The 24,796-nt window shown below is 61.4% G+C and carries 21 protein-coding genes; 7 read left to right on the plus strand and 14 right to left on the minus strand.

The features are described 5' to 3' along the window. Position 1: 1 nt before the first annotated feature. The 3 genes from PSH64_RS16280 to PSH64_RS16290 form a co-directional block, all read right to left on the minus strand. Positions 2–3,775, minus strand: a complete 3,774-nt coding sequence (locus PSH64_RS16280) for a nitrate reductase subunit alpha (protein WP_105349143.1) — start codon at positions 3,773–3,775, stop codon at positions 2–4. Positions 3,776–3,841: 66 nt separating this feature from the next. Beyond that, positions 3,842–5,239, minus strand: coding sequence for a NarK family nitrate/nitrite MFS transporter (locus PSH64_RS16285; protein ID WP_305477826.1), 1,398 nt, complete (start codon positions 5,237–5,239; stop codon positions 3,842–3,844). Then, a complete protein-coding gene (locus tag PSH64_RS16290; RefSeq protein WP_305477827.1) occupies positions 5,217–6,521 on the minus strand; it encodes a nitrate/nitrite transporter in 1,305 nt (434 codons plus the stop codon). Before PSH64_RS16290 ends, PSH64_RS16285 begins: the two co-directional genes overlap by 23 nt. A 304-nt stretch (positions 6,522–6,825) precedes the next feature. Between PSH64_RS16290 and PSH64_RS16295 the strand changes: the two genes are divergently transcribed. From PSH64_RS16295 to PSH64_RS16310, 4 genes are all read left to right on the plus strand, one after another. Then, the gene (locus tag PSH64_RS16295) at positions 6,826–8,628 is read left to right on the plus strand and encodes a HAMP domain-containing protein (RefSeq protein ID WP_105349150.1); all 1,803 of its coding nucleotides are present in this window, start codon (positions 6,826–6,828) and stop codon (positions 8,626–8,628) included. Then, entirely contained in the window at positions 8,625–9,272 is a 648-nt protein-coding gene (gene narL, locus PSH64_RS16300) for a two-component system response regulator NarL (RefSeq protein WP_305477828.1), read from the plus strand. Before PSH64_RS16295 ends, narL begins: the two co-directional genes overlap by 4 nt. An 86-nt stretch (positions 9,273–9,358) precedes the next feature. Further along, positions 9,359–10,033 carry a Crp/Fnr family transcriptional regulator gene (locus PSH64_RS16305; protein ID WP_105349155.1) on the plus strand — a complete coding sequence of 225 codons (675 nt, stop codon included), beginning with the start codon at positions 9,359–9,361 and terminating at the stop codon, positions 10,031–10,033. 74 nt (positions 10,034–10,107) lie between these two features. Then, positions 10,108–10,533 (plus strand): putative zinc-binding protein, encoded by a 426-nt coding sequence (locus tag PSH64_RS16310; protein ID WP_305477829.1) that lies wholly within the window; start codon positions 10,108–10,110, stop codon positions 10,531–10,533. Positions 10,534–10,610: 77 nt separating this feature from the next. On the opposite strand, the gene PSH64_RS16315 is transcribed toward PSH64_RS16310, so the two are convergent. The 7 genes from PSH64_RS16315 to norR all read right to left on the minus strand — a co-directional run bounded on the left by PSH64_RS16315 (position 10,611) and on the right by norR (position 17,364). Beyond that, entirely contained in the window at positions 10,611–11,081 is a 471-nt protein-coding gene (locus PSH64_RS16315) for an SCP2 domain-containing protein (protein WP_253422406.1), read from the minus strand. Further along, complete coding sequence (locus tag PSH64_RS16320) at positions 11,075–11,965, minus strand: U32 family peptidase (RefSeq protein ID WP_105341001.1); 891 nt, start codon at positions 11,963–11,965, stop codon at positions 11,075–11,077. The genes PSH64_RS16315 and PSH64_RS16320 overlap by 7 nt, the downstream gene beginning before the upstream one ends. 10 nt (positions 11,966–11,975) lie before the next feature. Next, positions 11,976–12,971: a peptidase U32 family protein gene (locus PSH64_RS16325; protein WP_305477830.1), complete on the minus strand. Its 996-nt coding sequence runs from the start codon at positions 12,969–12,971 to the stop codon at positions 11,976–11,978. 122 nt (positions 12,972–13,093) lie between these two features. Continuing rightward, a complete protein-coding gene (glp, locus tag PSH64_RS16330) occupies positions 13,094–14,329 on the minus strand; it encodes a gephyrin-like molybdotransferase Glp (RefSeq protein ID WP_305477831.1) in 1,236 nt (411 codons plus the stop codon). Next, positions 14,326–14,880 carry a molybdenum cofactor biosynthesis protein B gene (moaB, locus tag PSH64_RS16335; protein ID WP_305477832.1) on the minus strand — a complete coding sequence of 185 codons (555 nt, stop codon included), beginning with the start codon at positions 14,878–14,880 and terminating at the stop codon, positions 14,326–14,328. Before moaB ends, glp begins: the two co-directional genes overlap by 4 nt. 228 nt (positions 14,881–15,108) lie before the next feature. Then, the gene (gene pdxH / locus PSH64_RS16340; RefSeq protein ID WP_305477833.1) at positions 15,109–15,756 is read right to left on the minus strand and encodes a pyridoxamine 5'-phosphate oxidase; all 648 of its coding nucleotides are present in this window, start codon (positions 15,754–15,756) and stop codon (positions 15,109–15,111) included. A gap of 78 nt (positions 15,757–15,834) precedes the next feature. After that, positions 15,835–17,364: a nitric oxide reductase transcriptional regulator NorR gene (gene norR / locus PSH64_RS16345; RefSeq protein WP_305477834.1), complete on the minus strand. Its 1,530-nt coding sequence runs from the start codon at positions 17,362–17,364 to the stop codon at positions 15,835–15,837. A 155-nt stretch (positions 17,365–17,519) separates the two neighbouring features. Here norR and ytfE point away from each other — a divergent pair, with 155 nt between their 5' ends. Further along, on the plus strand, positions 17,520–18,194 hold the full coding sequence (gene ytfE, locus PSH64_RS16350) for an iron-sulfur cluster repair protein YtfE (protein WP_105341007.1): 675 nt from the start codon (positions 17,520–17,522) through the stop codon (positions 18,192–18,194). A gap of 75 nt (positions 18,195–18,269) precedes the next feature. Here the strand turns inward: ytfE and PSH64_RS16355 are convergent, their stop codons facing one another. Together PSH64_RS16355 and PSH64_RS16360 are read right to left on the minus strand one after the other, a co-directional pair. Continuing rightward, complete coding sequence (locus PSH64_RS16355; protein WP_305477835.1) at positions 18,270–18,707, minus strand: hypothetical protein; 438 nt, start codon at positions 18,705–18,707, stop codon at positions 18,270–18,272. Between the two features lie 28 nt (positions 18,708–18,735). After that, the gene (locus tag PSH64_RS16360; protein WP_305477836.1) at positions 18,736–19,926 is read right to left on the minus strand and encodes an NnrS family protein; all 1,191 of its coding nucleotides are present in this window, start codon (positions 19,924–19,926) and stop codon (positions 18,736–18,738) included. A gap of 619 nt (positions 19,927–20,545) precedes the next feature. Here PSH64_RS16360 and PSH64_RS16365 point away from each other — a divergent pair. Both PSH64_RS16365 and PSH64_RS16370 read left to right on the plus strand, forming a co-directional pair. Then, positions 20,546–21,229 (plus strand): Crp/Fnr family transcriptional regulator, encoded by a 684-nt coding sequence (locus PSH64_RS16365; protein ID WP_305477837.1) that lies wholly within the window; start codon positions 20,546–20,548, stop codon positions 21,227–21,229. 5 nt (positions 21,230–21,234) lie between these two features. Beyond that, complete coding sequence (locus tag PSH64_RS16370; protein ID WP_105341546.1) at positions 21,235–21,426, plus strand: protein DnrP; 192 nt, start codon at positions 21,235–21,237, stop codon at positions 21,424–21,426. Positions 21,427–21,447: 21 nt separating this feature from the next. On the opposite strand, the gene PSH64_RS16375 is transcribed toward PSH64_RS16370, so the two are convergent. Continuing rightward, positions 21,448–23,289 carry a nitric oxide reductase activation protein NorD gene (locus PSH64_RS16375; protein WP_305477838.1) on the minus strand — a complete coding sequence of 614 codons (1,842 nt, stop codon included), beginning with the start codon at positions 23,287–23,289 and terminating at the stop codon, positions 21,448–21,450. A 78-nt stretch (positions 23,290–23,367) separates the two neighbouring features. Next, the gene (locus PSH64_RS16380) at positions 23,368–24,795 is read right to left on the minus strand and encodes a cbb3-type cytochrome c oxidase subunit I (protein WP_305477839.1); all 1,428 of its coding nucleotides are present in this window, start codon (positions 24,793–24,795) and stop codon (positions 23,368–23,370) included. Between the last annotated feature and the right edge of the window lies 1 nt (position 24,796).

A 24,796-nucleotide genomic window follows, 5' to 3' on the forward strand; every position in this document is an offset into this window, starting at 1 on the left:
CTCAGTTCTCCTCGATATCGGTCGGCAGAGGACGCGGCAAGTCATCGCCGTTTGAGCCATCGAGCCAGTCGACTTTGGCCATCTTGCGCACCACGACGAACTCATCGCGGTTGCAACCGACCGTGCCGTAATAGTTGAAACCGTAGGCCTGCTGGGCGTAGCCGCCGATCATGTGGGTCGGCTTGAGCACCACGCGGGTGACCGAGTTGTGGTGGCCACCACGGGTCTTGGTGGTTTCCGAACCTGGCACGTTCACGATCCGTTCCTGGGCGTGGTACATCATCACCATGCCGTCCTTGACGCGCTGGCTGACCACCGCCCGGGCGGTCAGCGCACCATTGACGTTGAAGCATTCGATCCAGTCGTTGTCCTCGATGCCGGCACGCTTCGCGTCGTTCTCCGAGAGCCAGACAATCGGCCCGCCACGACTGAGGGTCAGCATCAGCAGGTTGTCGCTGTAGGTGCTGTGGATGCCCCACTTCTGGTGCGGGGTGATCCAGTTCAGGACGATTTCGGTTTCGCCGTTGCTGCGCTTGCCCTTCACCCCTTCAATGGTGCGGGTGTTGACCGGCGGCCGGTAACTCATCAGTTGCTCGCCAAACGCCTGCATCCACGGGTGATCCTGGTAGAACTGCTGGCGACCGGTGATGGTGCGCCACGGGATGGCTTCGTGAACGTTGGTATAGCCGGCGTTGTAGCTGACGTGATCGTCTTCGAGCCCCGACCAGGTCGGGCTGGAAATGATCTTGCGCGGCTGCGCCTGAATGTCGCGGAATCGAATCGCCTCGTGTTCCTTGGACAGCGCCAGGTGGCTGTGATCGATGCCAGTGAATTCCGACAATGCAGCCCAGGCCTTGACGGCGACATGGCCGTTGGTTTCCGGCGCCAGCGACAGGATCACTTCAGCGGCATCGATCGCCGTGTCGATTTTCGGCCGACCATGGCTGATCCCGGCAGCCCCTTCGCGGTGATTGAGCGCACCGAGGAATTTCACTTCGGTGTCGGTGTTCCAGTTGATGCCCTTGCCGCCGTTGCCGTGTTTTTCCAGCAATGGCCCCAGCGAGGAGAACTGCTTGTAGATGTTCGGGTAGTCACGCTCCACCACATGCAGGTTCGGCGCGTTCTTGCCCGGCTCCGGGGCCACGCCGGCGCTTTTCCAGTCGGTGCCGCCAAACGGTTGGGCCAGTTCGCCGACGCTGTCGTGCATCAGCGGGATGGTCACAAGGTCCTTCTCAACCCCCAGATGCCCGACCGCCATGCTGGAAAAGGCCTTGGCGATGCCTTTGTAGATTTCCCAGTCGGAACGCGATTCCCACGCCGGGTCGATGGCGGCCGACAACGGGTGAATGAACGGGTGCATGTCCGAGGTGTTCATGTCGTCTTTTTCGTACCAGGTCGCGGTTGGCAAGACGATGTCGGAATAGACGCAGGTCGAGGACATGCGGAAGTCCAGCGTGGTGACCAGATCGAGCTTGCCGATGGCGCCCTCGTCCACCCATTCGGCTTCTTCGGGTTTGCAATCGCCGACCTGGCCGATGTCTTCGTTCATCACCCCGTTCTTGGTGCCGAGCAAGTACTTGAGCATGTACTCGTGGCCCTTGCCCGAGGAGCCCAGCAGGTTGGAACGCCAGATGAACATGTTGCGCGGGAAGTTCACCGGGCTGTCCGGCTGTTCGCAGGAGAAGCGCAGCGAACCGTCCTGCAGCGACTTGACCACGTAGTCTTTCGGGTCCATGCCGGCGGCGGCTGCATCGCGGCAAATGTGCAGCGGGTTGGTGTTGAGTTGCGGTGCGCTGGGCAACCAGCCGGCGCGTTCGGCGCGGATGTTGTAGTCCAGGGCATGCTCTGGGAATTGTGATTTATCGGCCAATGGCGAGAGCACGTCGTGCATGCTCATCTTCTCGTGGCGCCATTGCGAGCTGTGGGCGTAGAAGAAGCTGGTGCCGTTCATTTGCCGTGGCGGACGATTCCAGTCCAGGCCGAACGCCAGGGGTAGCCAGCCGCATTGCGGGCGAAGTTTTTCCTGGCCGACATAGTGCGCCCAACCGCCACCGGTCTGGCCGACACACCCGCAGAGCATGAGCATGTTGATCAGCCCGCGGTAGTTCATGTCCATGTGGTACCAGTGGTTCATCGCCGCGCCGACGATGATCATCGAGCGACCCTTGGTCTTGTCGGCGTTGTCGGCGAACTCGCGGGCGATCTGGATGGCTTTCTCGCGGCTGACGCCGGTGATCTTCTCCTGCCACGCCGGGGTTCCCGGCACCGAGGCGTCATCGTAATCCTTGGCGACGTTAGCGCCACCCAGGCCGCGATCGATCGCCAGGTTGGCGGCCGACAGGTCGAACACGGTGGCCACTTTGGCCACGCTGCCGTCCGCCAGCACCACGTTGTGCACCGGCACGCGGCGGTATTGCACGGCATCGCCGGCCACGTGCTGGAAGTGCTCGTGGGACTCGCCGGCAAAATACGGGAATGCGACCTCGGCGACGTCATCGCCGATCAGGCTCAGCTTCAGGTCGATCTCACGGCCTTCGCCGCCTTCACGCGGCAGGATGTTCCACTTGCCCTTCTCGCCCCAGCGATAACCGATGGAGCCTTGCGGGGACACCAGTTCACCGCTGACATCCAGGGCGATGGTTTTCCATTCCGGATTGTTTTCCTGACCGAGGTTGTCGGTAAGGTCCGAGGCGCGCAGGAAACGGTCCGGCTGGTAGCCGGCGCCCGGTGCCTTGTCGACCATTTGCTTGAGCAGTACCAGCACCGGCAAGTCAGTGAAGCGCTTGGCGTAGTCGGTGAAATAGGCGCTCGGTTTGTCCAGGTGGAATTCTTTGAAGATCACATGGTTGAACGCCTGGGCCAGCGCCGCATCGGTGCCCTGCTTGGGGTTGAGCCACAGGTCGGTGAGCTTGGCGACTTCCGAGTAGTCCGGGGTGATCGCCACAGTCTTGGTGCCCTTGTAGCGGACTTCCGTAAAGAAGTGCGCGTCGGGGGTACGGGTTTGCGGGACGTTGGAGCCCCAGGCAATGATGTAGTTGGAGTTGTACCAGTCGGCCGATTCCGGCACGTCGGTCTGCTCGCCCCAGACCATCGGCGAGGCCGGTGGCAAGTCGCAGTACCAGTCGTAGAAACTCAGGCAGGCGCCGCCGATCAGCGACAGGTAACGCGAGCCTGCGGCGTAGCTGACCATCGACATGGCCGGAATCGGCGAGAAGCCGACGATCCGGTCCGGGCCGTATTGCTTGATGGTGTAGACGTTAGCCGCCGCAATGATCTCGTTGACTTCCTCCCAGTTGGAACGAATGAAGCCACCCATGCCGCGTTTGCTTTTATAGGAGTCGGCCTTGGCCTTGTCCTCGACAATGCTGGCCCAGGCTTCCACCGGCGCCATGGTCTGCCGCGCGTCGCGCCAGAGCTTGAGCAACGGCTTGCGGATTTTCGGGTACTTGAGCCGGTTGGCACTGTAGATGTACCAGCTGTAACTGGCGCCACGGGGGCAGCCACGGGGTTCGTGGTTGGGCAGATCGTTGCGGGTGCGCGGGTAGTCGGTCTGCTGGGTTTCCCAGGTGATCAGGCCGTTCTTGACGTAGATTTTCCACGAGCACGAGCCGGTGCAGTTCACCCCGTGGGTGGAACGCACGATCTTGTCGTACTGCCAGCGCGAACGGTAGACGTTCTCCCAGTCGCGAGACTCTTTGCGGGTCTCGCCATGACCGTCGGAAAACTCGTTTTGCTTGCGATTGAAAAACCGCAATTGATCCAGTAAATGACTCACGGTGTGTCCTCTCAGGCTTGCTGCGGGGTTCTGTGCCCCGCCCACGCAGGTTGGATTCAGGTCGTCTCAGCAGGGTGTCGCGGCGCCTTTGCGCGCGTACCACCACCAGGTCACCACGATGCAGCTCAGGTAAAAGACGACGAACATGTAGAAGGCCATCTCCGGGCCGCCGGTCTGGGCCATCGAAGTGCCGAAGGATTTGGGAATGAAGAACGCACCGAAGGCGCCCATGGCCGAACTGAAGCCCAGGACGGCGGCCGATTCCTTGCCGGCATCCTTGAGCGCCTGTTCGCGCACGGCCGGCGATTTCCCGGCCGAGGCTTTTTCATGCTGGGTGCGGAAGATCACCGGGATCATCCGGAAGGTGGAGCCGTTGCCCACGCCAGTGGTGATGAACAGCAGCATGAACAAACCGAGGAAGCCGTAGAAGTTGCCGCCCGAACCGCCTTGCGGAAGGAAGTGCAAAACCCCGAAGACCATCACGATCATCGCCACGAAGTTCCACAGGGTCACTTTCGCGCCACCGAGCTTGTCCGCCAGCCAGCCGCCCAGCGGCCGCACCAGCGCGCCAACCAACGGGCCGAGAAAGGCGAATTTCAAGGCGATGACATCCGGAAAGGAGGTTTTGATCAGCAGCGGAAATGCAGCGGAAAAACCGATGAACGAACCGAAAGTCGCCAGGTACAACCAGCACATCAGCCAGTTGTGCTTGCGCTTGAAGATCACTGCCTGTTCGCTGAACGAGGCCCGGGCGCTGGACAGGTCGTTCATGCAGAACCAGGCCAGCACCGTCACCAGGGCAATGAACGGCACCCAGATGAACCCGGCGTTCTGCAGCCACAACTGACCGCCGTCCGGCAAGGCTTGTGGTTGACCGCCCATGAAACCGAACACGCCGAAGGTAATCACCAGCGGCACGCAGAACTGCATCACCGAAACCCCCAGGTTACCCAGCCCGGCGTTGAGGCCAAGGGCTGTGCCCTGCTGGGACTTGGGATAGAAGAAGCTGATGTTGGACATGCTCGAGGCAAAGTTGCCGCCACCAAAACCGCAGAGCAAGGCAATCATTACGAACACGCTGTAGGAGGTGCTCGGGTCCTGCACGGCGAAGCCCATCCAGATTGAGGGCAACAGCAGCGACGCGGTGCTCAGGGCAGTCCAGCGCCGGCCGCCGAAGATCGGCACCATAAAGGAATAGAAGACGCGCAAGGTCGCGCCGGACAACCCCGGCAACGCCGCCAGCCAGAACAGCTGGTCGGTGGTGAAGCTGAAGCCGATGGCGTTCAAGCGCACAATCACCGTGCTCCAGACCATCCACACCGCAAAGGCCAACAACAGCGCAGGAATGGAAATCCACAAGTTGCGCGTGGCGGTCTGTTTGCCGCTACTTCCCCAGAACGCGGGGTCCTCGGGGCGCCAGTCATGAATGACCGGGCCTTTGTCAGGCTTTTGCAGAACGGACATGTTCTTCTCCTTGGGCAATGCTGGAAATCGGGGACGGGATCAGCAGCGGCGCTTTACCCAGCACCGGGCTTTTGCGTATTTCGCTGAAGTACATCCAGGTGAGGGAGACCCAGACCACGCCGTACATCAACATGAAGCAGGAAGAGCGCACGCCGGTGAGGTCCACCAGGGCGCCGAACAGGATCGGCAACACGAAACCACCCAGGCCACCCGCCAGGCCGACGATGCCGGACACCGCGCCCATGTTTTTCGGGTAGTCATTGGCGATGTATTTGAAAACCGAGGCCTTGCCGAACGCGAAGGCGATGCCCATGACGAACAGCAGCACGGTGAACAGCGCGGGGCTCAGGCCGATGTGGAAATCCACCGGGCCGTTGATGGTCTGCACTTGCAGTTGGGTCTGGGGATACGAGAGCAGGAACAGGCAGATCCAGCTGACCCACAACACCCACCAGGTCACGCTTTGCGCGCCCCAGCGATCCGACATCCAGCCGCCGACGGCGCGCAGTACGCCACCGGGCAGGGAAAAACAGGCTGCCAGCAGCGCCGCGCTTTGCAGACTGAAACCGTATTCCTGCACGTAGTACTTGGTCATCCACAGTGCCAGGGCGACGTAGCCGCCGAAGACGATCGAGTAGTACTGGCAGTAGCGCCACACCGCAGGATCTTTCAGCGAGCGCAGTTGCTCACGCAAACTGGCGCCGGTGGCACTGCGGTGGTCCTTGTTTTCGGCACTGAGAAACCAGAATGAAAGCGCGGTGAGAAAGAGGATCGCGCTGAAGACTTTCGGCACCAGTTTCCAGCTGCCGGCGGCAATCAGTGCCGGGGCGAGAAACTTGGTCACCGCCGCCCCGGCGTTACCGGCGCCGAAGATGCCCATGGCGAAGCCTTGATTCTCCTTGTCGAACCATTTGGCAACGTAGGCAATGCCCACGGAAAACGAGCCGCCGGCCAGGCCGACGAACAAGCCCAGCACCAGGAACTGCCAGTAGGCGGTGGCGTGGCTGATCAAATACAGCGGCGCGACGCAGGCCAGCATCAGCAGGAAGAACACGCTGCGTCCGCCAAAACGGTCGGTCAGCAAACCCAGCGGCAAACGCACCAGCGAGCCGGTCAGCACCGGGGTCGCGGCCAGCAGGCCGAATTGGGTTTCGTTGAGCTGGAGCAGTTCCTTGATCGGCACTCCGAGCACGGCAAACATCATCCAGACCATGAAGCACACAGTGAAGGCCAGCGTGCTCATGCCCAGCACCAAGCCTTGTCGTACACGCGGTTGGGTCACAATGCTCTCCCCTCAGTTAGCCATGGCGGCAGACTAGAGAGGCCAACCCCGCAAAAACTTGACCCAGGTCAACGATGCCCATGAGGGCCTAAGCCTATGCTTAGCCCGCCTACCTCCAAGGAGGTAGTCCAGGAAAACCTTAAAACCCTTTATTTATCAGATTGTTAAGGGTTTTAACCCACGCTTTTGCTGACAAGGAACTGTCGACAACTCTTTAGAGGTAGCGCGCCCGGGATCGGCGGCAAAACCACACGCTGGAACTTTGCATGCTCTGTTTTCTGATCTTTTTCCCGGACCTGCGCCGATGATGCGCTGGTTGCGCAGCTCCCTGCCCGCTCGCGCCGGGCTGGCGGTGATCCTGATCGCCGTGCTGGCGCTCGCCAGTTCATTGAGCGCCGGGCTGATCGCCTGGTTCAGCCAGGGCGACGCCGCCGCCATCAACACCGCAGGCTCGGTGCGCATGGAGACCTATCACCTGAGCTGGAAACTCACTGCTGGCGCCACCGGCGAAGAAATCGCCGCCATCATCGACAGCCTGCAAAACCGCCTGGACAGCCACTCTCTCAAAGCAGTACTGGAAGATGGCCCGGCTACCGCGTTGCAACTCAGTTATGGGCAAATCCAGCAACACTGGAACGACGATTTGCGTCCGGCCCTGGAGCGCGGCGATACGGCGGCCTTTCAGGCCCAGACCCAGTCCTTCGTTGAACAACTGAACCAGTTCGTCAATCTGTTGCAGCGCCAAAGCGAACAAAAGCAAGGCTGGCAACAGGCGATCCAGGGGCTGGCCCTGTTCACCACCATGATCGTCCTGTTGCTTGGGCTATACGAACTGCAGTACGGCGTTGTCACCCCTTTGAAAGAGTTGGTGGATGCGACCCAGCGCTTTCGTCGTGGCGACTTCAAGGTGCGGGTCAACCATCAGTCCGAGGATGAACTGGGCCAGTTGGCCATGAGTTTCAACACCATGGCCGAGACGATTGAAGAGTCGCATCGCACCCTGGAAAGTCAGGTCCAGCAAAAAACCCTGAACCTGCAGCAAGCCAACGCGGCCCTGGAATTGCTCTACCAAAGCAGCCGAAGCCTGGCCACGCGCCTGGCCAATGCCGAGGGGCTGGATGAGTTGATCCGGCGCTTCCAGCAACGCCTGCCTGGCTTGCGCCTGTCACTGTGCCTGCAGGGCCAATTGCAGGCTCCGGCCCAGCAGTTGCTGGCCCTGCATGGCGCGAACATCCGGGAGGTCTGCGCCAGTAGCGACTGCGCCACTTGCCAGAAGCACCACAAAGCCAACCCGCAAACCTTCAGCATCAGCAACCAGGGCAGCGAATTGGGTGAGCTCAAGGCGCACTTTGTCGACGGGCACCCCATGCAAGCCTGGGAAACCCAACTGATCCAGGCCCTGGCCAACCTGATCGGCACCTCGCTCTCGCTCAAGCGCCAACGGGAACAAGACCATCGCCTGCTGCTGCTCGAAGAACGCACGATCATCGCCCGCGAGCTGCACGACTCACTGGCCCAGGCCCTGTCCTACATGAAGCTGCAAGTCAGCCGCATGCAGACCCTGATGCGTCGCGGCGAACCGGTCCAGACCCTGGAAACCGTCACCGCAGAATTGCGCGAGGGGCTGAACAACGCCTATCGCCAGTTACGTGAGTTGCTGACCACGTTTCGCTTGCAGATTCACGATGCGGGGTTGGTACAGGAACTCAAGGACACCGCCGAGGAGTTCTCCCGTCGCGGAGAATTTCAGGTACACCTGCACGTCGACGCGCTGGCCTTCCAGCTATCGGCCAGCGAACAAATCCACATTTTGCAGATCACCCGCGAGGCGCTCTCCAACTGCCTGCGCCACGCCCATGCGCAAAACGCGTGGCTGCAACTGCGCCAGGACGGCGAGACCGTCAGGTTGTCGGTCGAAGACGACGGGCGTGGGTTCAGCGGCAACGTCGACCAGCGCGAACACCACGGCCTGAACATCATGGATGAGCGGGCTCGCAGCCTGCGCGGCCAGCTGCAGATATTTTCCAGGGAGCCCCAAGGCACCCGTGTCCAACTGGAATTCCACCCGGAGTTTCTCGGGCAACAAACAGAAGGTAGCGCCACATGACCCTGTCCCCACAACACAAAATCCTGCTGGTAGACGATCACCCGATGATGCGTCACGGCATTCGCCAAATGCTCGAACTCGAAGATGATTTCCTGATCGTCGGCGAAGCCAGCCAGGGTGAAGAAGCACTCAGTCTCATTGAGCCGCTTCAACCGGATCTGGTTTTGCTCGACAACAACATGCCGCATATGAATGGCATCGAAACCCTGCGCCGACTACGAGCCATGCACTACACCGGCAAAGTCCTGCTGTTTACGGTATCGGACGCCGAAGACGATATTCGCGATGCGCTGCGCCTGGATGCCGACGGCTATCTGCTCAAGGACATGGAGCCCGAACTGTTGATTCAGTACATCCGTGATGCGCTGAACGGCGTGCTGGTGATCAGCCCGGGGCTGACCCAGGTCATGGCGCAAGCGCTGCGCGCTCCTGCGCGTCAGGCCGTGGTGGAACTGACCGAGCGTGAGCGTCAGGTGCTGAAGACCATCGCCAGCGGCTTCAGCAACAAGGTCATCGGCCACAAGCTGGGCATCACCGAAGGGACGGTCAAGGTTCACGTCAAGAACCTGCTGCACAAACTCGGCTTGCGTTCGCGGGTCGAGGCGGCGGTGTGGGCCATGGAGCATCTGCGTAACGCCGGCTGACGGGTATGCCTCCTTGGAGGTAGGCCGGCAGAGGCATAGGTCATCGGGCCCGCGCTGTCTACTATGACCGTCAGCGGAGGTACGCCATGCTGACCCACCCTTCCATCGTTTTAACGTTGCGTCGTCATCATCTGTTCAGCCAACTGCCGGAGAAAGTCTTCGAGGAAGTCTGCAGCCTGGCGATGCTCAAACGCCTGAGTTGTCACAGCACGCTCATGCATCAAGGGGATCCGGCCAGGCGTTTTTTCCTGCTGGTCAGCGGTCAGGTCAAGCTGTACCGGCTCACCGGCGAAGGCCAGGAGAACCTGGTGGAGATCATTCAGCCCGGCCAGACCTTTGCCGAAGCCTTGCTGTTCAGCCAGGCCCGGCTCTACCCGGTGAGCGCCACCGCGCTGAAGGACAGCGTGCTGGTGAGCATCGACGGCAACCATTACCGCAATGCCCTGGAGGACCAGCCAAAAGTCTGCCTGGCCATCCTGGCGAGCATGAGCGTTCACCTGCACCTGCGTCTGCGCGACATCGATACCTTGACCATGGCCAGCGCGAGCCGTCGGGTGATCAATTTCCTGTTCCAGGAACGCCACCCGGTGACCGGCCAGATTGTCTTGCAGGTATCCAAACGCCTGGTGGCGTCGAAGCTTGGGATTCAGCCGGAAACCTTTTCGCGAATACTGCATCGCCTGGTGGAAAGCGGCCTGATTGCCATGGAACGACGCCACATCAGCATCCTCGCCGAAGAGGAACTGGCGGCCTTCCAATAGCCGGAATTGACTGTCATCAAGGCGCCATGCCACACGTCTTGCACACTGGCAGAGCCCATCCACGGAGAGTGCAAATGCCCCGTTCAACCCTGCCTTTGGTTTACTCCTGCTCAGGCTGCTCCAACGTTGCCCAACTGGCCAATACCCTGGCCGTGCGCCTGGATCGCAGCGGCCTGGCTGAAATGTCCTGCATCGTTGGTGTCGGCGGGCATGTGGCGGCGCTGGTCAACAAAGCGCGCTCGGGGCGGCGGATATTTGCGCTGGATGGCTGCCCGCTGCAATGCGTCGAGAACTGCCTCAAGCAGCACGGCCTGCACGCCGATGTGCACCTTATTCTCAGCCATTACGGGCTGCGCAAACGCCATGGTGAGGATTGCACGCAGGCGCAGAGTGATGAGTTGTTTGAAGGGATCAGTCAGTTGATTGCCAGTGATACCCGCCAGTCTGTGGAGCAAATACATTCCAATGTGGGAGCGGGCTTGCTCGCGAAGGCGGACTGACATTCAACATTGATGTCGACTGACACACTGCCTTCGCGAGTAAGCCCGCTCCCACATTGGATCTTCGTTCGCAGGTTTTACCCCGCCGCCAAGCCCTTCCCCGCCCGCTCCAGATTGCGCCACAACCACACAGGCAATACATCGGGATCAAGGCTGTCGATCAGGTTCTTCAACGCCAGTCCCAACTCCGTATCGCCCTCGATCACCAGACGCCGGCGAAAGAACAACGTATCCGGATCTTCCTGCCGGCTGGCCAGCAGTAAAAACTCGCGCCAGTTACCACTGATGGTCACGTTCGCCGTGGCGCGCTCGGCAATCCGCAAGCCCTGACGACTGAGCGTCAGGTACCAGGACAAATCGAGGTCCGGAATCCGCAAACACAACCAACGCCCGCGCAACACCTCGAACTCGCCATCGCGCAACGGCCCGGCGAGGCAGCGGTTCAGCGCCTGCTGCAACGCCAGGCGCTGCACGGCAAAAGGCACCCGGCGCACCAACGGCAACAGCCGGTCGGCACCTTTCAACAGCCATTTCTTTCGATTCAGCACAGGCCAACCTCCTCGACGCGCAGCATGCCGGCCTGACCATGCCAATAGCCATTGCAACCTTCGACGAACAGCGGCGGTGTTTCGCCCAGACGAACCCGCTGATAGCTCTCAATCACCTCGGCCATGCCCTGGGCCCGAGGGCTCAAGCGCAACAGATCGGCGCCGCAGGCCACTAACCCCGAGTAATCGGCCAGCAGATTGGTCACCTCGGCCGACATCGTTTGAATACCGTTGATGGTGAACAACGGTTGCCCTTCCTGGCTGGTCAGCGCCAGGCCATCGGGGTAGTTGATACAGCAAAACTGGCAGTCGTCCTTGGGCCGATTTTCCGCCCGGGCGGTGAAGCAGCGGGCGGAATAGGCCAACGGCAGATGCCCATAGGCGAAGATTTCCACTTCTGGTACCGCACGGCCCAGCTCGCGCACCTGCCCGATCACGTCGCTGATCAGCGCCGCCGAACACTCCACGGGCGGCACCCAGCGAGTCATTCCGCTGTCGAGCAATTGCGTCAATGAGTGGCCGTTGTACAGATTGAGGGCCGGGCCGCCCACGAACGGCAACTTGCGTTCGGCCAGCAACTGCACCGCGCCCATGTCGTTGGCTTCGACCAGCAATTGGCCGTTGTCGCACAGCCGGCGCAGGCTGGACAGCTCCGACGCCGCTTCGATCAGCGTCAGGCTGGAAAGCACCAGTTGTGCCTGGCTGCATTCCTGTAACTCACGTCCCAGCCCCAGCCATTGATCCAGGGAAAAGGCCCGGCGTTTGGAGCACACAGTTTCCCCCAGATAAATCACGTCCAGGGGCAGGGTCGACATGTCGGCGTAAAAGTTGCTGAGTTGCTCTTTGTCCCAATAAAACAGGACCGGTCCCAGGCTGAGCTTCATCTCGCCTCCCTCATTGCCATGATCGATGATAAGCACCCAGGGTGGTCTGGCTGCCTTCGGACAAACCGGCCAGCACCCGGCGCCATTCGTCCTTGACCCGAAAACTGCCCGGCGCGCCACGATGGGCATCCAGCGCCGCGCGCCAGACCCGGGTGACTTGTTCGACGTAGGCCGGGCTGCGTTGGCGACCCTCGATTTTCACCGCTTCGACGCCGATGGCCGTCAGTTCCGGCAGCAAGTCCAGGGTGTCGAGGCTGGTGGGTTCTTCCAATGCATGAAAGCGTTTGCCGCCGACCAGGAAGCGGCCTTTGCACAAGGTCGGGTAACCGGCCGATTCGTCAGGGGTGTAGCGATCGATCAGCACTTCGCTGAGGCGCGCGCTCAAACCTTCGGCGTCCTCGCTCCAACGCACGGCCTTGGCCGGCGAACAGACACCGCACAGGTTCGGCGACTCGCCGGTGATGTAGGAAGACAGGTGGCAACGCCCTTCGGCCATGATGCACAGGCTGCCGAAGCCAAAGACCTCGATGGGCACCGGGCTGCTGGCGGCGACCTGGCGGACCTGCGCCAACGACAACACCCTCGGCAGCACCGCGCGACGAATGCCGTAGCGCTGCGCATAAAATTCCAGCGCCGCGGCGTGGGTCGCCGAGCCCTGCACAGACAGATGCAACGCCAGTTGTGGATGCCGCTGGCTGGCGTAGTTGAGCACCCCGGGGTCGGCGGCGATCAGCGCATCCACGCCAAAATCGGCGGCACGATCCACCGCCCGCTGCCAGCGCTCCCAACCTTTGGGTTGCGGGTACGTGTTGACCGCGACGTAGAGTTTGCGTTGATGCTGGCGAATGTGGGCGACGGCGGCGTCGAACTGTTTGTCGTCCATGTTCAGCCCCGCGAAATGCCGGGCGTTGGTGTCATCGCGAAAGCCGACATACACGGCATCGGCACCTTGGCGCACAGCCGCTTTAAGCGCAGGCAGGTTCCCTGCCGGGCAGACCAGTTGCATGGGTAATCCTCATGAAAAAACGCGTCTCGACCATCGCCCGGCGCTTGTGGCGCGCCGTTCGAAAAAGGCGCTGCCAGTCTAGCGAGACCGGCAGGCACGGCCTTGACGGCAATCAATTGCCATCAATGCATCAGGTCGGCGAAGGACAGGAACATCACGTTGCCGTGCTTGAGCACTTGCTGCTCGCACTCAATCACCGCCAGCCCATCGGCCCAGCAGGCGGCGGTCAACATCGCCGAGCTTTGCTGAGGGTGCAACTGCACGCTCAACTGGCCATCGGCGCCGGGTGTCAATCGGGCCCGCAGGTACTGCCGACGCTTATTACGCTGCAACCAGTCGAACCCGGCGGGTACAGCCAACGGCACTGGCAGCACGTCAGTCACGCCCTGGGCCCGGAGCAGGAACGGACGCACCACCACCAACGCGGTAATCAGCGCCCCTGACGGGTTTCCCGGCATGCCGATCCAGGGTTTTCCGGCCACTTTGCCAAAGGCCAGTGGCTTGCCCGGCTGGATGGCCAGCCGCCAGAAATCCACGCTGCCCAGCTCCTCGATGGCCTGTTTGAGGTGATCTTCCTCGCCCACCGACACGCCACCGGAACTCAACAGCAAGTCGCATTCCGAAGACGCCAGGCTCAAGGCATGCCGGCTGGCCGCCAACTCATCGACCATGACGCCATAGTCGTGCACCTCGACGCCCCAGCCGCGCAACAACGCAGCGAGGCAATACCGATTGCTGTTGTAAATCTGCCCCGGTGCCAAGGGATCGCCCGGCTCACGCAGTTCGTTACCGCTGCTGAGCAGGCACACCTGCAACGGCCGATAGACCTCGACCCGGGCGAGCCCGGCGCCGGCCAGCAACCCCAGCTCTTGTGCGCGCAGGCGCTTGCCGGCCTTGAGCAACAGGCTCCCGCGGCGAACTTCCTCGCCCTCCTTGCGTACGTGATCGCCAACGGCTACGGGCGGGAACCAGACGCGCTCGCCTTCGACCCGGCAGCGCTCTTGCGGCACGACGGTATCGGCACCCGGTGGCAATGGCGCGCCGGTAAAGATCTGCACCGTTTGCTGCGCGAGCAAGGGCGAGCGCGCCTGATCCCCCGCCGCAATTCGCCCGCCAATCGTCAAACAGCCACCTTCCGCTGGCAGGTCACCAGCCCTGAGGGCATACCCGTCCATGGCACTGTTGTCCCAGGCCGGCAGGTTCACCGGGCAATGAATGTCCGCCGCCAGCACCCGCCCCAAGGCTTGATCCAGACGAACCATTTGCGCCAGGGGTGGCGGTGGTGCCTGGTCCAGCAGCCGGCTGATGGCCTCGTCCACCGGCATCAGGTGGCCGAGGTCGCACACCCGGCCGCTCATGTGCGTGTCTCGCAGGCGTCGATGACCCGCTGCGCTTGCGCTTTCAAATGCGGGGCGAAATTGCACGGGCCGGTGCGACTGTCCAATTGTTCGAGCAAAATCTTGTTCCAGGCGGTCCGACAGGCACCCGGTGAGCCAGGAACGCAGCACACCAGTACGCCATTACTCATCCCGGCCAGAGCCCGGGACTGCAGGCTGGACATGCCGATCTCCTCCAGCGACACCTGGCGGAACAGTTCGCCGAAGCCTTCCACATGTTTGTCCAGCAAGGGCAAGACCGCTTGCGGCGTGTTGTCGCGAGCGGTGAAACCGGTGCCACCGGTCATCAGTACCACTTGCACCTTGGGGTCGGCGATCCACCGGGAAACGGTGGCGCGGATCTGATAAATGTCGTCCTTGACCAGATCCCGATCGATCAACACATGCCCGGCGGTTTGCAGCAAATCCGTCAGGGTCTGTCCCGAGGTGTCGGTGTCAAAAGTGCGCGTATCGCTGATGGTCAGTACGGCGATGTTCAGGGGTTCAAACGTGCGTTGCGTCAGATGGGCCATATCCAGGCTTTCCCGTAGATGAGGGGTATGGTCCAAAGCCTGAACCGGAATAGCGAACGAGCCTATTCCTCCAAGGAGGTACCTCGTCGGGGGACATAAGTAGAATGTCCAGACACAAAACCTGTGGGAGCGGGCTTGCTCGCGAATGCGGTGTGTCAAACAACATTAATGTCGACTGACACACCGTTTTCGCGAGCAAGCCCGCTCCCACACGGTCCCTCATTGCTTTCAGGGCGCCAAGCGGCGCCGTTGCCATGCACCATCACGCAACCGGTAATCGAGTCGATCATGCAAGCGATCGGCCCGCCCCTGCCAGAACTCCAGACGTTCAGGGTGCAGGCAGTAGCCGCCCCAATGCTCGGGACGCGAGACGGTCTGGCCGACGAAGCGCTTGATGGTTTGCGCCAGCATCGATTCCAGCGCTGCGCGGCTGGCCAACGGACAGCTTTGCGGTGAGGCCCAGGCCCCCAGGCGACTGGCCATGGAACGAGTATCGAAGTACGCATCCGACAACGCCGGATCGAGTCTGGACACCCGCCCTTCGATACGCACCTGGCGCTCCAGCCCCGGCCAGAAAAACGTCATGGCCGCATAAGGGTTGGCGGCCAGTTGCTGCCCCTTGTCACTCTGGTAATTGCCGAAGAACGTAAAACCTTCATCGCTCAAGCCCTTGAGCAGCAGAACCCGACAGTGCGGCCGTCCTTCTGGGTCGACCGTGGCCAGCACCATGCTATTGGCCTCGACAGGCGCGCACTCGGTGTCGCGGGCCTGTTGCAGCCATTGCCGGAACATCGCCAGCGGATCGTCCAGCGCAACCTCCTCTTGCAGGCCATTGAGGGTGTAGTTGCGGCGCATTTGGGCCAGGGACAGGGGCATGACGGTGATCTCCGGAAGGTTTTACGCAGTGTGCGAGGCACTGCGCGATACCACCTTGACCGCCATCAACACTGTCGCCTACTTGAGACGCAGACGCCGCGCCAGTTTGTGCAGGTTGCTGGGGTCGACTTCCAGGATTCGCGCGGCGCTGGCCCAGTTTTCCTCGGACAGGCTCAGGGCCTGGAGGATTTTCTTGCGCTGGTAATCGTCGACGGCTTCGCCCAGGGGCTGGAACGGCAGATCAGCGGTGACGTCCGTGGATGGCTCGACCACCGCCCCCGATGCCGCCATCGCGCTGTCGAGATCGAGAATCTCAGGCTCCAGCGTCATGATCAACGCGCGACTCGTCCCGCGACTGAGCTGCTTCAACGCGGCCCGACTGATCACATGCTCCAGTTCGCGCACATTGCCCGGCCAGGTATAAAGCAGCAGCGCGCGTTCGGCCGCCGGCGACAGGCGCAAACCACGCAGGCCGAGCCGCGCCCGATTGAGTTCAAGGAAATGCCCGGCCAGCATCAACACATCGTTACCGCGCTCGCGCAGGGGCGGAATCGGCACCGGATACACCGAGAGCCGGTGATACAGATCGGCGCGAAACAAGCCGTCGCGGATGCTGTCCGGCAGGTGCCGGTTGGTGGCGGCGATGATCCGCACATCCACGTGCAACGGCTTGTCGGCGCCCAGGCGCTGGATCTCGCCGTTCTGCAGGGTGCGCAACAACTTCGCTTGCACACTCAAGGGCAACTCCCCGACTTCATCGAGAAACAGCGTGCCACCGTTGGCGGCATCGAAGCGTCCGGCACGGTCACTGGTGGCGCCGGAAAAGGCGCCTTTGACATGCCCGAACAACTCACTCTCTGCCAGCGACTCCGGCAAGGCGGCGCAGTTAACGTGTATCAGCGGCTTGTGATGGCGCCTTGAAAGACGATGCAAGCGCCGGGCGAACAGCTCTTTGCCGACGCCGGTCTCGCCCAACAGCAACACCGGCAGATCGGAGTCAGCCAGTACATCCAGCTCATTGAGCAACAGATGCAACACCTCACTCTGGCCGAGGATCTCGCCCTCCTCGACCGGCATGCGCAAGTCCTGGGGATCGCTGCGGGACAGACGCAAGCTGCGGTTTTCCTGTTCCAGACGGGTAACCCGTACGGCGGCTTCGATCTGCAAGGTGCAGCGCTTGAGTTCCTCCCGCGCGCGGCTGTCGAAGGTCCCGGCGTGCAGCGCATCGAGGGTGATCGCGCCCCAGATCCGTCCCTCGACATACAGGCTTACGCCCATGCAGTCATGCACCGGCAGCGGTTCGCCGACGTGGTTGTCGAGCAAGCCGTCATAGGGGTCCGGCAGGCGACTGTCGGGTTCGAACCAGGTCGGCTCGCGCGACGCCATGATTGCCGCCAGCCGCGGATGCTGGGCGATGACGAACCGGCGCCCCAACGCTTCATGAACCAGCCCCACCGTCGCAACGGGCCTGAGGCTGTCGTCATCCAGGCGCAACAAGCCCACGGCGCCACTGTTGAAGTATTCGCGCAAGGTCTGGACCAGTCGTTGCAAGCGTACGGCATTGGGCAACTCGACAATCAGGTCGGCTGCCAGGCTTTCTCGCAGCATGGTAGTAATCACCCTCTATGGTTGGATTCACCCTGAAGCATCAGGGTGCCTATCACCACAACTAAAAAATAATCCATGGTTTTCAACTATTTAAATATGGCATGCCGGATGCAATGGGTCTGGGGAACCCGTTGAAACCCAAACAAGGAACCCTGATGAGCCAGCCCCTATTGGAACAAAGCCTCGGCCAACTGGCCTGCGACATTCCCGGTGCCACCCGGATCTTCCATACCTTCAAACTGGACTTCTGTTGCGGCGGGCATAAAAGCCTGCGTGAAGCGGCCCTTGGCAAACACCTCGATCCGGTCCTGATTGCCGATGCCTTGCAGGTTCTGCAAGACGCCGGCGAAACCCAGCACGACTGGCGCAACGAGCCTTCGGAGCTGTTGATCGCCCATCTTCTGGCGCGCTACCACGCCCGCCACCGCGAGCAACTGCCGGAGCTGATCCGACTGGCCCGGCGCGTCGAGCAGGTCCATGGTGCGCGCAGCAGCTGCCCCAACGGCTTGGCCGACCTTCTGACCGACATGCAACAGGAACTCGAAGGCCACATGCTCAAGGAAGAACAGGTGCTGTTCCCGATGCTGCAACAAGGCATCGGTCCTCAAGCGGCGCCGCCGATCCAGGTATTGCGCTTCGAGCATGATCAACATGGTGAAGCACTGGAGAAAATGCTCGCCCTGACCAATCACATCATCCCGCCGGCCGATGCCTGCAACACCTGGCGTGCCCTCTATCGCGGTCTGCTGGAATTCAAAGACGACTTGATGCAACACATCCATCTGGAAAACAACGTGCTGTTCATCAATGCCCTGAACCCCCGCCATTGATCGATTGCCGGCCACACCCAACCCGCGCCAACCCATTGGTTGACGCGGGTTGGGTGTGGCCGGGACAGCTTGCGATCAACCATGCCAATAGAACATGGCCTTGGCCAGGATCACGATCAACACCATGTGTCCGAGGATGCTGCGGCGAATCCAGCTTGCGCGGGTCGCGGTCAGGCGCCCGTGGGTCAGCCAATAGGCCAGCAACAAGTAATGACCGATGATGCTCAGGGCCAACAAAATTTTCAGGCTCAGCAACGTAGCAAAACTGCTGGCCAACGGCTGACTCAATGCGCCCCGGTACTGCCACGCCAGGCCGATGCCGGCGCCATACAACAGCAACACCATGCCATGCAGCACTTTGCGCGAGCGCACGGCAATTGCCTGATCCGCCGTCACTTGCGATACGTCCGTCAACTGCTGGCGAGCGCGATGCCAGATAACCACCTCGAAAAACAGCGTACCGATGAAGGCAATCGCCGCCAGCAAATGCGTGACCAGTAAAAAGGGATACATCAGCGGCTGCCTCCATTCATTCGCGTATTCATCCCGGATGACCGTCGACCCGGGCCCGCAACAGCATCGGCCCATAGCGCCAGGCATACAGCGCAAACGCCAGCGCCCAGCACAGGCCCGCCAACCACAATGCGGCCAAGGGGAAAAACAGGATCAACACCACCCGGCTCAGACACGCCAGGTTGAGCAGAATGAACGCCAGGGTCATGCCCGAGGGCGGTTCCAGGGGACGACCGGTGTGGCCGAGGCTGACCCGCGCGATCATCGCCAGCACCAGGCCAGCCATGGCCCCGATGGTCAGGCAATGCACCGCCAGACTCGGATTGATCGGCACGCCGAAATGCCACAGCGCCATCCCGAGACACGCCACCGCCAGCCAGCCATAGGCCAGATGCAACGACCACAGCAACGGCACGCGCCAGAGTGCCCGGTCATGCCAGCGCACCAGACGCACCAGATGCCCCGCACCCAGCACCGTGAACAGCAGGCCCACCCAGACATTGGGGGCAAGCGCCGGTCCTGCGGCATACAACAACGCCACCAGCAGCGAACCGACCAACAGCAGTCGATCCAGCCAGGGCCAGGCGGCAACGCCTTCCACCCGACCAAGGCCGCGCTGGGTGAAGAACGGAATCACCCGCCCGCCGATCAACCCCATCATCGCCGCCACCAGCCAGATGCCGGTCAACACGCCCTGGCGCTGCCAGCCTTCATGCCCCTCGACCAGGCCGGACAGGGACAACCCGTCGGCCACGGCCAACAACAGCAGAACCAGCACAATCGGGTAGTTACGTTTCTGCCGCACCTTCCACAAGGTGAAGCCCATGAGTGCCGCCACCGCCAACGGGAACGCCAGCTCCAGCACCGCAAGCAACGGCCACGGCGCATTGGCCAGCCAGGCCGCCCGCGCCAATAACCACAGCAACGCCAGCGCGGCCAACGGTTTGCCGCTGAGGCCGGGGCGACCGGTCCAGGTCTGCACCGCCGTCAGCAGAAAGCCCGCGATAATCGCCAAGCCGAACCCGAACAGCAATTCATGCCGATGCCAGCCCAGCCAACCACCCGCCGGCTGCCAGTTGGAAATCGAACCACTGAAGGCCGCCAGCCAAAGCGGAATGGCCAGCACCGCCAACAGGCAGCCGGCGAGGAAAAACGGCCGAAAGGCCAGCCGAAACAGCGGCGTGATTGCCATCGCTTTACGGCGGTCAAGCACTTGCATAAAACCACTCCTCTGCCTTGTTGCCGACCTGGCGCCGACTCGCAGGCGCCGAGGTAAATCCTGGGGCAATGATCGGGCATTACCGATCCCTTGCCTTTGTCGCAGATCAAGTGTGCAAGGGGCGTGCCCCCGATGCTCATTCGAACCTGTTTGGACTGGGAGCATGGTGGCCCTGTGGCGAGGGGGCTTGCCCCCGTTGGAGTGCGAAGCGCTCCCAGAGCCGGCATCCGCGGCGCGTCAGATAGAACCCATCAGCCGGTTTTACGACTGCTGCGCAGCCGAACGGGGGCAAGCCCCCTCGCCACAAAGGTGATCGGTCGCCAGGGTAAAAATGACCATTTGAGGGTTATTTAAACCCCACACAGCATAGTCTTTTTTACCCTCACGCCTGAGAGCCCCAATAAACAAGGTCCTCCAAGCCTGGCCCGCGTCTTGCTCTGCATGGGCAACCTTTTAAAAATCCTGGATCCCTCTCGATTACCCGGAGTCGTCATGAAAAAAGTCATCCAGCCACTGGCCTGGTTTGTTGTGCTGACCTCAATCCTGGCCTTGGCCAGCGGCGTTTCCCTGGGTCTCGTCTGACCTGATCCCCCCTTCCCAATCTTCAGGATGAATTCTCATGGTGCTTCATCGCGTCCATCACCAGATTCTGCGCAGTCATCACTTGTTCGAGCCGTTGAATGAAGAACAGCTGGATGAATTGATGAGTACCAGCCACTTGCTGAGCATCGACAAAGGCGAGCCGTTGTTCCGTCAGGGTGAGCCGGCGGATTCGTTCTATTTCATCATTGCCGGCGCGGTGAAGATCTACCGACTGACACCGGATGGGCAGGAGAAAGTGTTCGAAGTCATCAGCGACCGGCAAACCTTCGCCGAGGCGATGATGCTGATGGACACCCCGAACTATGTGGCCTCGGCCGAAGCGATCTGCCCCACCCAGCTCTACCGGTTATCCAACAGCACCTACATGCGCCTGCTGCAGAGCAACAGTCGGCTGACCTTTGCACTGCTGGGCAAGCTCTGCGTTCGCTTGCATCAACGGGTCAACGAAATCGAGACCCTGTCATTGAAAAACGCCACCCACCGGGTCGTGCGTTATCTGCTGACGCAATTGGTGCGCCAGCAAACCGTTGACTGCCAATTCGAACTGCCGATGGCCAAGCAACTGATTGCCGGGCATCTGTCGATCCAGCCGGAAACCTTTTCGCGGATCATCCGTCGCTTGATCGATGAAAACATCATCACCCAGGACGGCCGTCAGATCGCCATTCTTGATCGCATGCGCCTGGAACAGTTCGAGTGAGCGCCATGCCCGTCTGCCTGTATTGCCAACATGCCAACCCCCCACAAAAAGTCGAGTGCCGCCAATGTGGCATGCCCCTGCCGGCACTGGCCGAACGTGCCGGGGAACGTCGCCAGCGCCAATTCATGTGGTTTTGCGTTGGCCTGACGATCTTCTGCGTGACGATGTTTTTCTGGCTGCCGCGCAGCATCAGTTGATGCTGCGTTGATCACCGGAGTTCAAGACTGGGTCAGCTGACGGTACAACTGCGGCAAGCGCAGGGGTAATTGCTCAGGCTGACGGATCAAGGTGTAGCCATTGGCGCCGAACATGTACGGCAGGTAATCCCCGGCCTCGCGATCGATCGTGATACAGAACGGCGTCAGCCCCTGACGCCGCGCCTCCAGCACCGCTTCGCGGGTGTCTTCGACACCGTAGCGCCCTTCATACAGATCCAGATCATTCGGTTTGCCATCCGTGAGCAGCAGCAACAGTTTGCTGCGCCGCTTGCTCATGCCCAATAGTTGCGTGGCCTGGCGAATGGCCGCGCCCATGCGCGTGTAATACCCCGGTTTGAGCCCTTGAATACGACCTCGGGTGGTGTCGTCATAACGCTGGGTGAACGCCTTGAGTTCCTGCATGCGCACTTGCTGACGACGCAGCGAGGAAAACCCGTACAGGGCGAAATCATCACCCAGCACCGACAAGGTTTCGCCGAACAGCAGCAGGCTGTCGCGGATGACGTCGATGACGCGATGCTCATCGTTGAGGTGGGCGTCGGTGGACATCGACACATCGGCCAGCAACAGGCACGCCAGGTCGCGGCGGGTCTGCCGCTGCTCCATGAACAGACCGCGTTCGGCGCACTGACCGTGCTCGCGCTCAACGTGAAAATCCAGCCAGGCCTGCATGTCCAGCTCTGAGCCCTGGGGTTGCTGGCGTAACCACTGGCGATCATTACGCAGGTGCTCGAACTGGCGCCGCAAACGGTGCGCCGAGGCCTTCAGTCGAGACGGCAACGGCTGTGCCTCGCAGTCACGGGGCACCATCATTTGCAGATTGACGAAGCTGTCCTGCATTTGTTGTTTGCGATAGTCCCACTCCGGCAACTTGATGCCCTCGCCCAAGGGAATGTCGTCGATATCGGCCGGTGGTAAATCCAGGTGCAGTTTGAGACCGCCACCCTTGCGTAGACGGGTGCGCGACAGGGTCAATTCATCCAGGTCATCGGCGACTCGAGCGGCGTCCGGGTCTTCGCTGTCGTCCGACCAGCGATCCAGGTCCACGTGCTCGCTCCAGCTGAACAGGTTTTCCAGGCGCACCACCAACAGCCCGCCATCGCGGGTGCTTTCGTCGATCCGCGTCGCGCGTTTACGCCCGCCTTTCTGTTCGCCGGGTGGCGTGGTCAACGACTCTTCGGACTCATCGCCCAGATCGGCAGCCTGGGGGCTGGCGAGGTTTTGTGGCGGATACAACCACAGCGGCAGCGGCCACGCCGCCCGTTCGCTACGGGGAAAATGCTCGACACTGCCGGGCTCGCGCAACGCCTGGCATAACGCCCGTTCCAGTGCGGCTTCGCTGGTGTTCAACGAGGCCGGATCGGGGCGCAATTGCAGATGGGCATCGACCAGTCGTTGGTAACGAGCACGCAGCGCGGGATAGCGTCGCAGCAGCTGTTGCGTCCAGCGTTGATTGTCCCGGCCCCAGTGGCGCATCGGCCCGGCTTGTGCCGCCAGCAACGCGAGCCAGCGATAGAGTTCCTCGTTCAACGCCACTTCAGGAAACACCGCCAGGCTCGACGGCAGCCGCAAATTGCTCGCGTCGCACCACGCCAACGGCACTTGTTTGCAGGTGCCGGCGATCTGCTGCAACACGTTGCGGCGCAGCAGCAGGTCGCGGTCGCTGGCGGCTTCCACACCGACGCCATTGGCACCGCCCATGGCGCGAAACAACAGCGCCAGCGGGCGTTGCTGGCTGGCCAGTTCAACCCGTGCTTCAGGGAAGTCCGGGCTCGCGCGCCGGGTGATGAAACGATGCCAGACACTGCCTACCCACTCTTCCAGTTCGACGGTAAACGCCATGATGCTTGCCCTTGCTGGAAACCAAAAAAACGGCCCGCTGTATCAGCCGGGCCGACCTTTTCTAGCTATTGCACTCGTTCATGAAGGCACAACCGCAGCCGGGGCGCGCAAGGCTGCGCGGCCACGTTGCTTGAAGCTGAACAGGTAACAGATCAGCCCGGCGAAGAAGCCGAGACCGGCACCCAGACGGGCCCAGAACAGCACTTGCAGATGCTCGACCGTGGACATGAATGGCAACGCGACCCCATCAGCCTGCCAACGTTGCAGGTAAACCTGTACGACACCGGCCGCGGTGAGGAACAGCGTGATCATCACCATCGACAGGGTCATCAACCAGAAGCCCCAGATTTCGAGGGTCTGCGAACGCTCGTCACCGGCTTCACCCAGCCCGCGCAAGCGTGGCATGGCGTAGCTGATCAAGGTCATCACGATCATCGCGTAAGCACCGTAGAAGGCCAGGTGACCGTGGGCTGCCGTCAATTGCGAACCGTGGGTGTAGAAGTTGACCGGCGCCAGGGTATGCAGAAAGCCCCAGACACCCGCACCGAAGAACGCCGTGACCGTGGTGCCCTTGGCCCACAGTGTGGCGGCGCGGTTCGGGTGTTGCCGACGACGGTTCTTCACCATGCTGAAGGCAAAGATCACCATGGCCAGGAACGGCAGCGGTTCGAGCGCGGAGAAGATCGAGCCGACCCATAGCCAGACCTCGGGCGCACCAATCCAGAAGAAGTGGTGACCGGTGCCGATGATCCCGGTAATCAGCGCCATGGCGATGATCACGTAGAGCCATTTCTCCACGACTTCCCGGTCGACCCCGGTGATCTTGATCAGCACGAAGGCGAGCATCGCACCCATGATCAGTTCCCACACGCCTTCCACCCAAAGATGCACCACCCACCACCAGTAGAACTTGTCGCGGGCCAGGTTGCCGGGGTTATAGAAGGAGAACAGGAAGAACACCGCAAGGCCGATCAGCCCGGTCATCATCACCATGCTGACCGTGGTCTTGCGTCCTTTGAGCAGGGTCATGCCGATGTTGTAGAGAAAGCCCAGGCACACCACCACTATGCCCATCTTGGTGATGGTCGGCTGCTCCAGGAACTCCCGGCCCATGGTCGGCAGCAACTCGTTGTGAGTCAGCCTGGCCAGGCCCGCATAAGGCACCAACAGGTAGCCGAGGATCGTCAGCACACCGGCAGCGGCGAATACCCAGAACAGAATGATCGCCAGCTTCGGGCTGTGCAGTTCGCGGTCGGCCTCTTCCGGAATCAGGTAATAGGCGGCGCCCATGAAACCGAACAGCAGCCAGACGATCAGCAGGTTGGTGTGCACCATCCGCGCCACGTTGAAGGGAATGATCGGGAACAGAAAGTCTCCGATCACGTATTGCACCCCCATGATCAAACCGAACAGTACCTGACCGAGAAACAGCATCAGGGCAAACACGAAGTACGGTTTGGCCACGGCTTGCGAGGCGAATTTCAGATGTGGATTGGCAATGCTCATC

The sequence above is a fragment of the Pseudomonas sp. FP1742 genome (assembly GCF_030687145.1).
GTDB lineage: Bacteria > Pseudomonadota > Gammaproteobacteria > Pseudomonadales > Pseudomonadaceae > Aquipseudomonas > Aquipseudomonas frederiksbergensis_D.

Excerpts from the sequence above, each read along its gene's own strand:
- PSH64_RS16285 (WP_305477826.1), bottom strand. The coding sequence starts at position 5,239 with ATGTCCGTTCTGCAAAAGCCTGACAAAGGCCCGGTCATTCATGACTGG.
- PSH64_RS16295 (WP_105349150.1), top strand. The coding sequence starts at position 6,826 with ATGATGCGCTGGTTGCGCAGCTCCCTGCCCGCTCGCGCCGGGCTGGCG.
- narL (WP_305477828.1), top strand. The coding sequence starts at position 8,625 with ATGACCCTGTCCCCACAACACAAAATCCTGCTGGTAGACGATCACCCG.
- PSH64_RS16305 (WP_105349155.1), top strand. The coding sequence starts at position 9,359 with ATGCTGACCCACCCTTCCATCGTTTTAACGTTGCGTCGTCATCATCTG.
- PSH64_RS16310 (WP_305477829.1), top strand. The coding sequence starts at position 10,108 with ATGCCCCGTTCAACCCTGCCTTTGGTTTACTCCTGCTCAGGCTGCTCC.
- PSH64_RS16320 (WP_105341001.1), bottom strand. The coding sequence starts at position 11,965 with ATGAAGCTCAGCCTGGGACCGGTCCTGTTTTATTGGGACAAAGAGCAA.
- PSH64_RS16325 (WP_305477830.1), bottom strand. The coding sequence starts at position 12,971 with ATGCAACTGGTCTGCCCGGCAGGGAACCTGCCTGCGCTTAAAGCGGCT.
- glp (WP_305477831.1), bottom strand. The coding sequence starts at position 14,329 with ATGAGCGGCCGGGTGTGCGACCTCGGCCACCTGATGCCGGTGGACGAG.
- moaB (WP_305477832.1), bottom strand. The coding sequence starts at position 14,880 with ATGGCCCATCTGACGCAACGCACGTTTGAACCCCTGAACATCGCCGTA.
- pdxH (WP_305477833.1), bottom strand. The coding sequence starts at position 15,756 with ATGCCCCTGTCCCTGGCCCAAATGCGCCGCAACTACACCCTCAATGGC.
- norR (WP_305477834.1), bottom strand. The coding sequence starts at position 17,364 with ATGCTGCGAGAAAGCCTGGCAGCCGACCTGATTGTCGAGTTGCCCAAT.
- ytfE (WP_105341007.1), top strand. The coding sequence starts at position 17,520 with ATGAGCCAGCCCCTATTGGAACAAAGCCTCGGCCAACTGGCCTGCGAC.
- PSH64_RS16355 (WP_305477835.1), bottom strand. The coding sequence starts at position 18,707 with ATGTATCCCTTTTTACTGGTCACGCATTTGCTGGCGGCGATTGCCTTC.
- PSH64_RS16360 (WP_305477836.1), bottom strand. The coding sequence starts at position 19,926 with ATGCAAGTGCTTGACCGCCGTAAAGCGATGGCAATCACGCCGCTGTTT.
- PSH64_RS16365 (WP_305477837.1), top strand. The coding sequence starts at position 20,546 with ATGGTGCTTCATCGCGTCCATCACCAGATTCTGCGCAGTCATCACTTG.
- PSH64_RS16370 (WP_105341546.1), top strand. The coding sequence starts at position 21,235 with ATGCCCGTCTGCCTGTATTGCCAACATGCCAACCCCCCACAAAAAGTC.
- PSH64_RS16375 (WP_305477838.1), bottom strand. The coding sequence starts at position 23,289 with ATGGCGTTTACCGTCGAACTGGAAGAGTGGGTAGGCAGTGTCTGGCAT.
- PSH64_RS16380 (WP_305477839.1), bottom strand. The coding sequence starts at position 24,795 with ATGAGCATTGCCAATCCACATCTGAAATTCGCCTCGCAAGCCGTGGCC.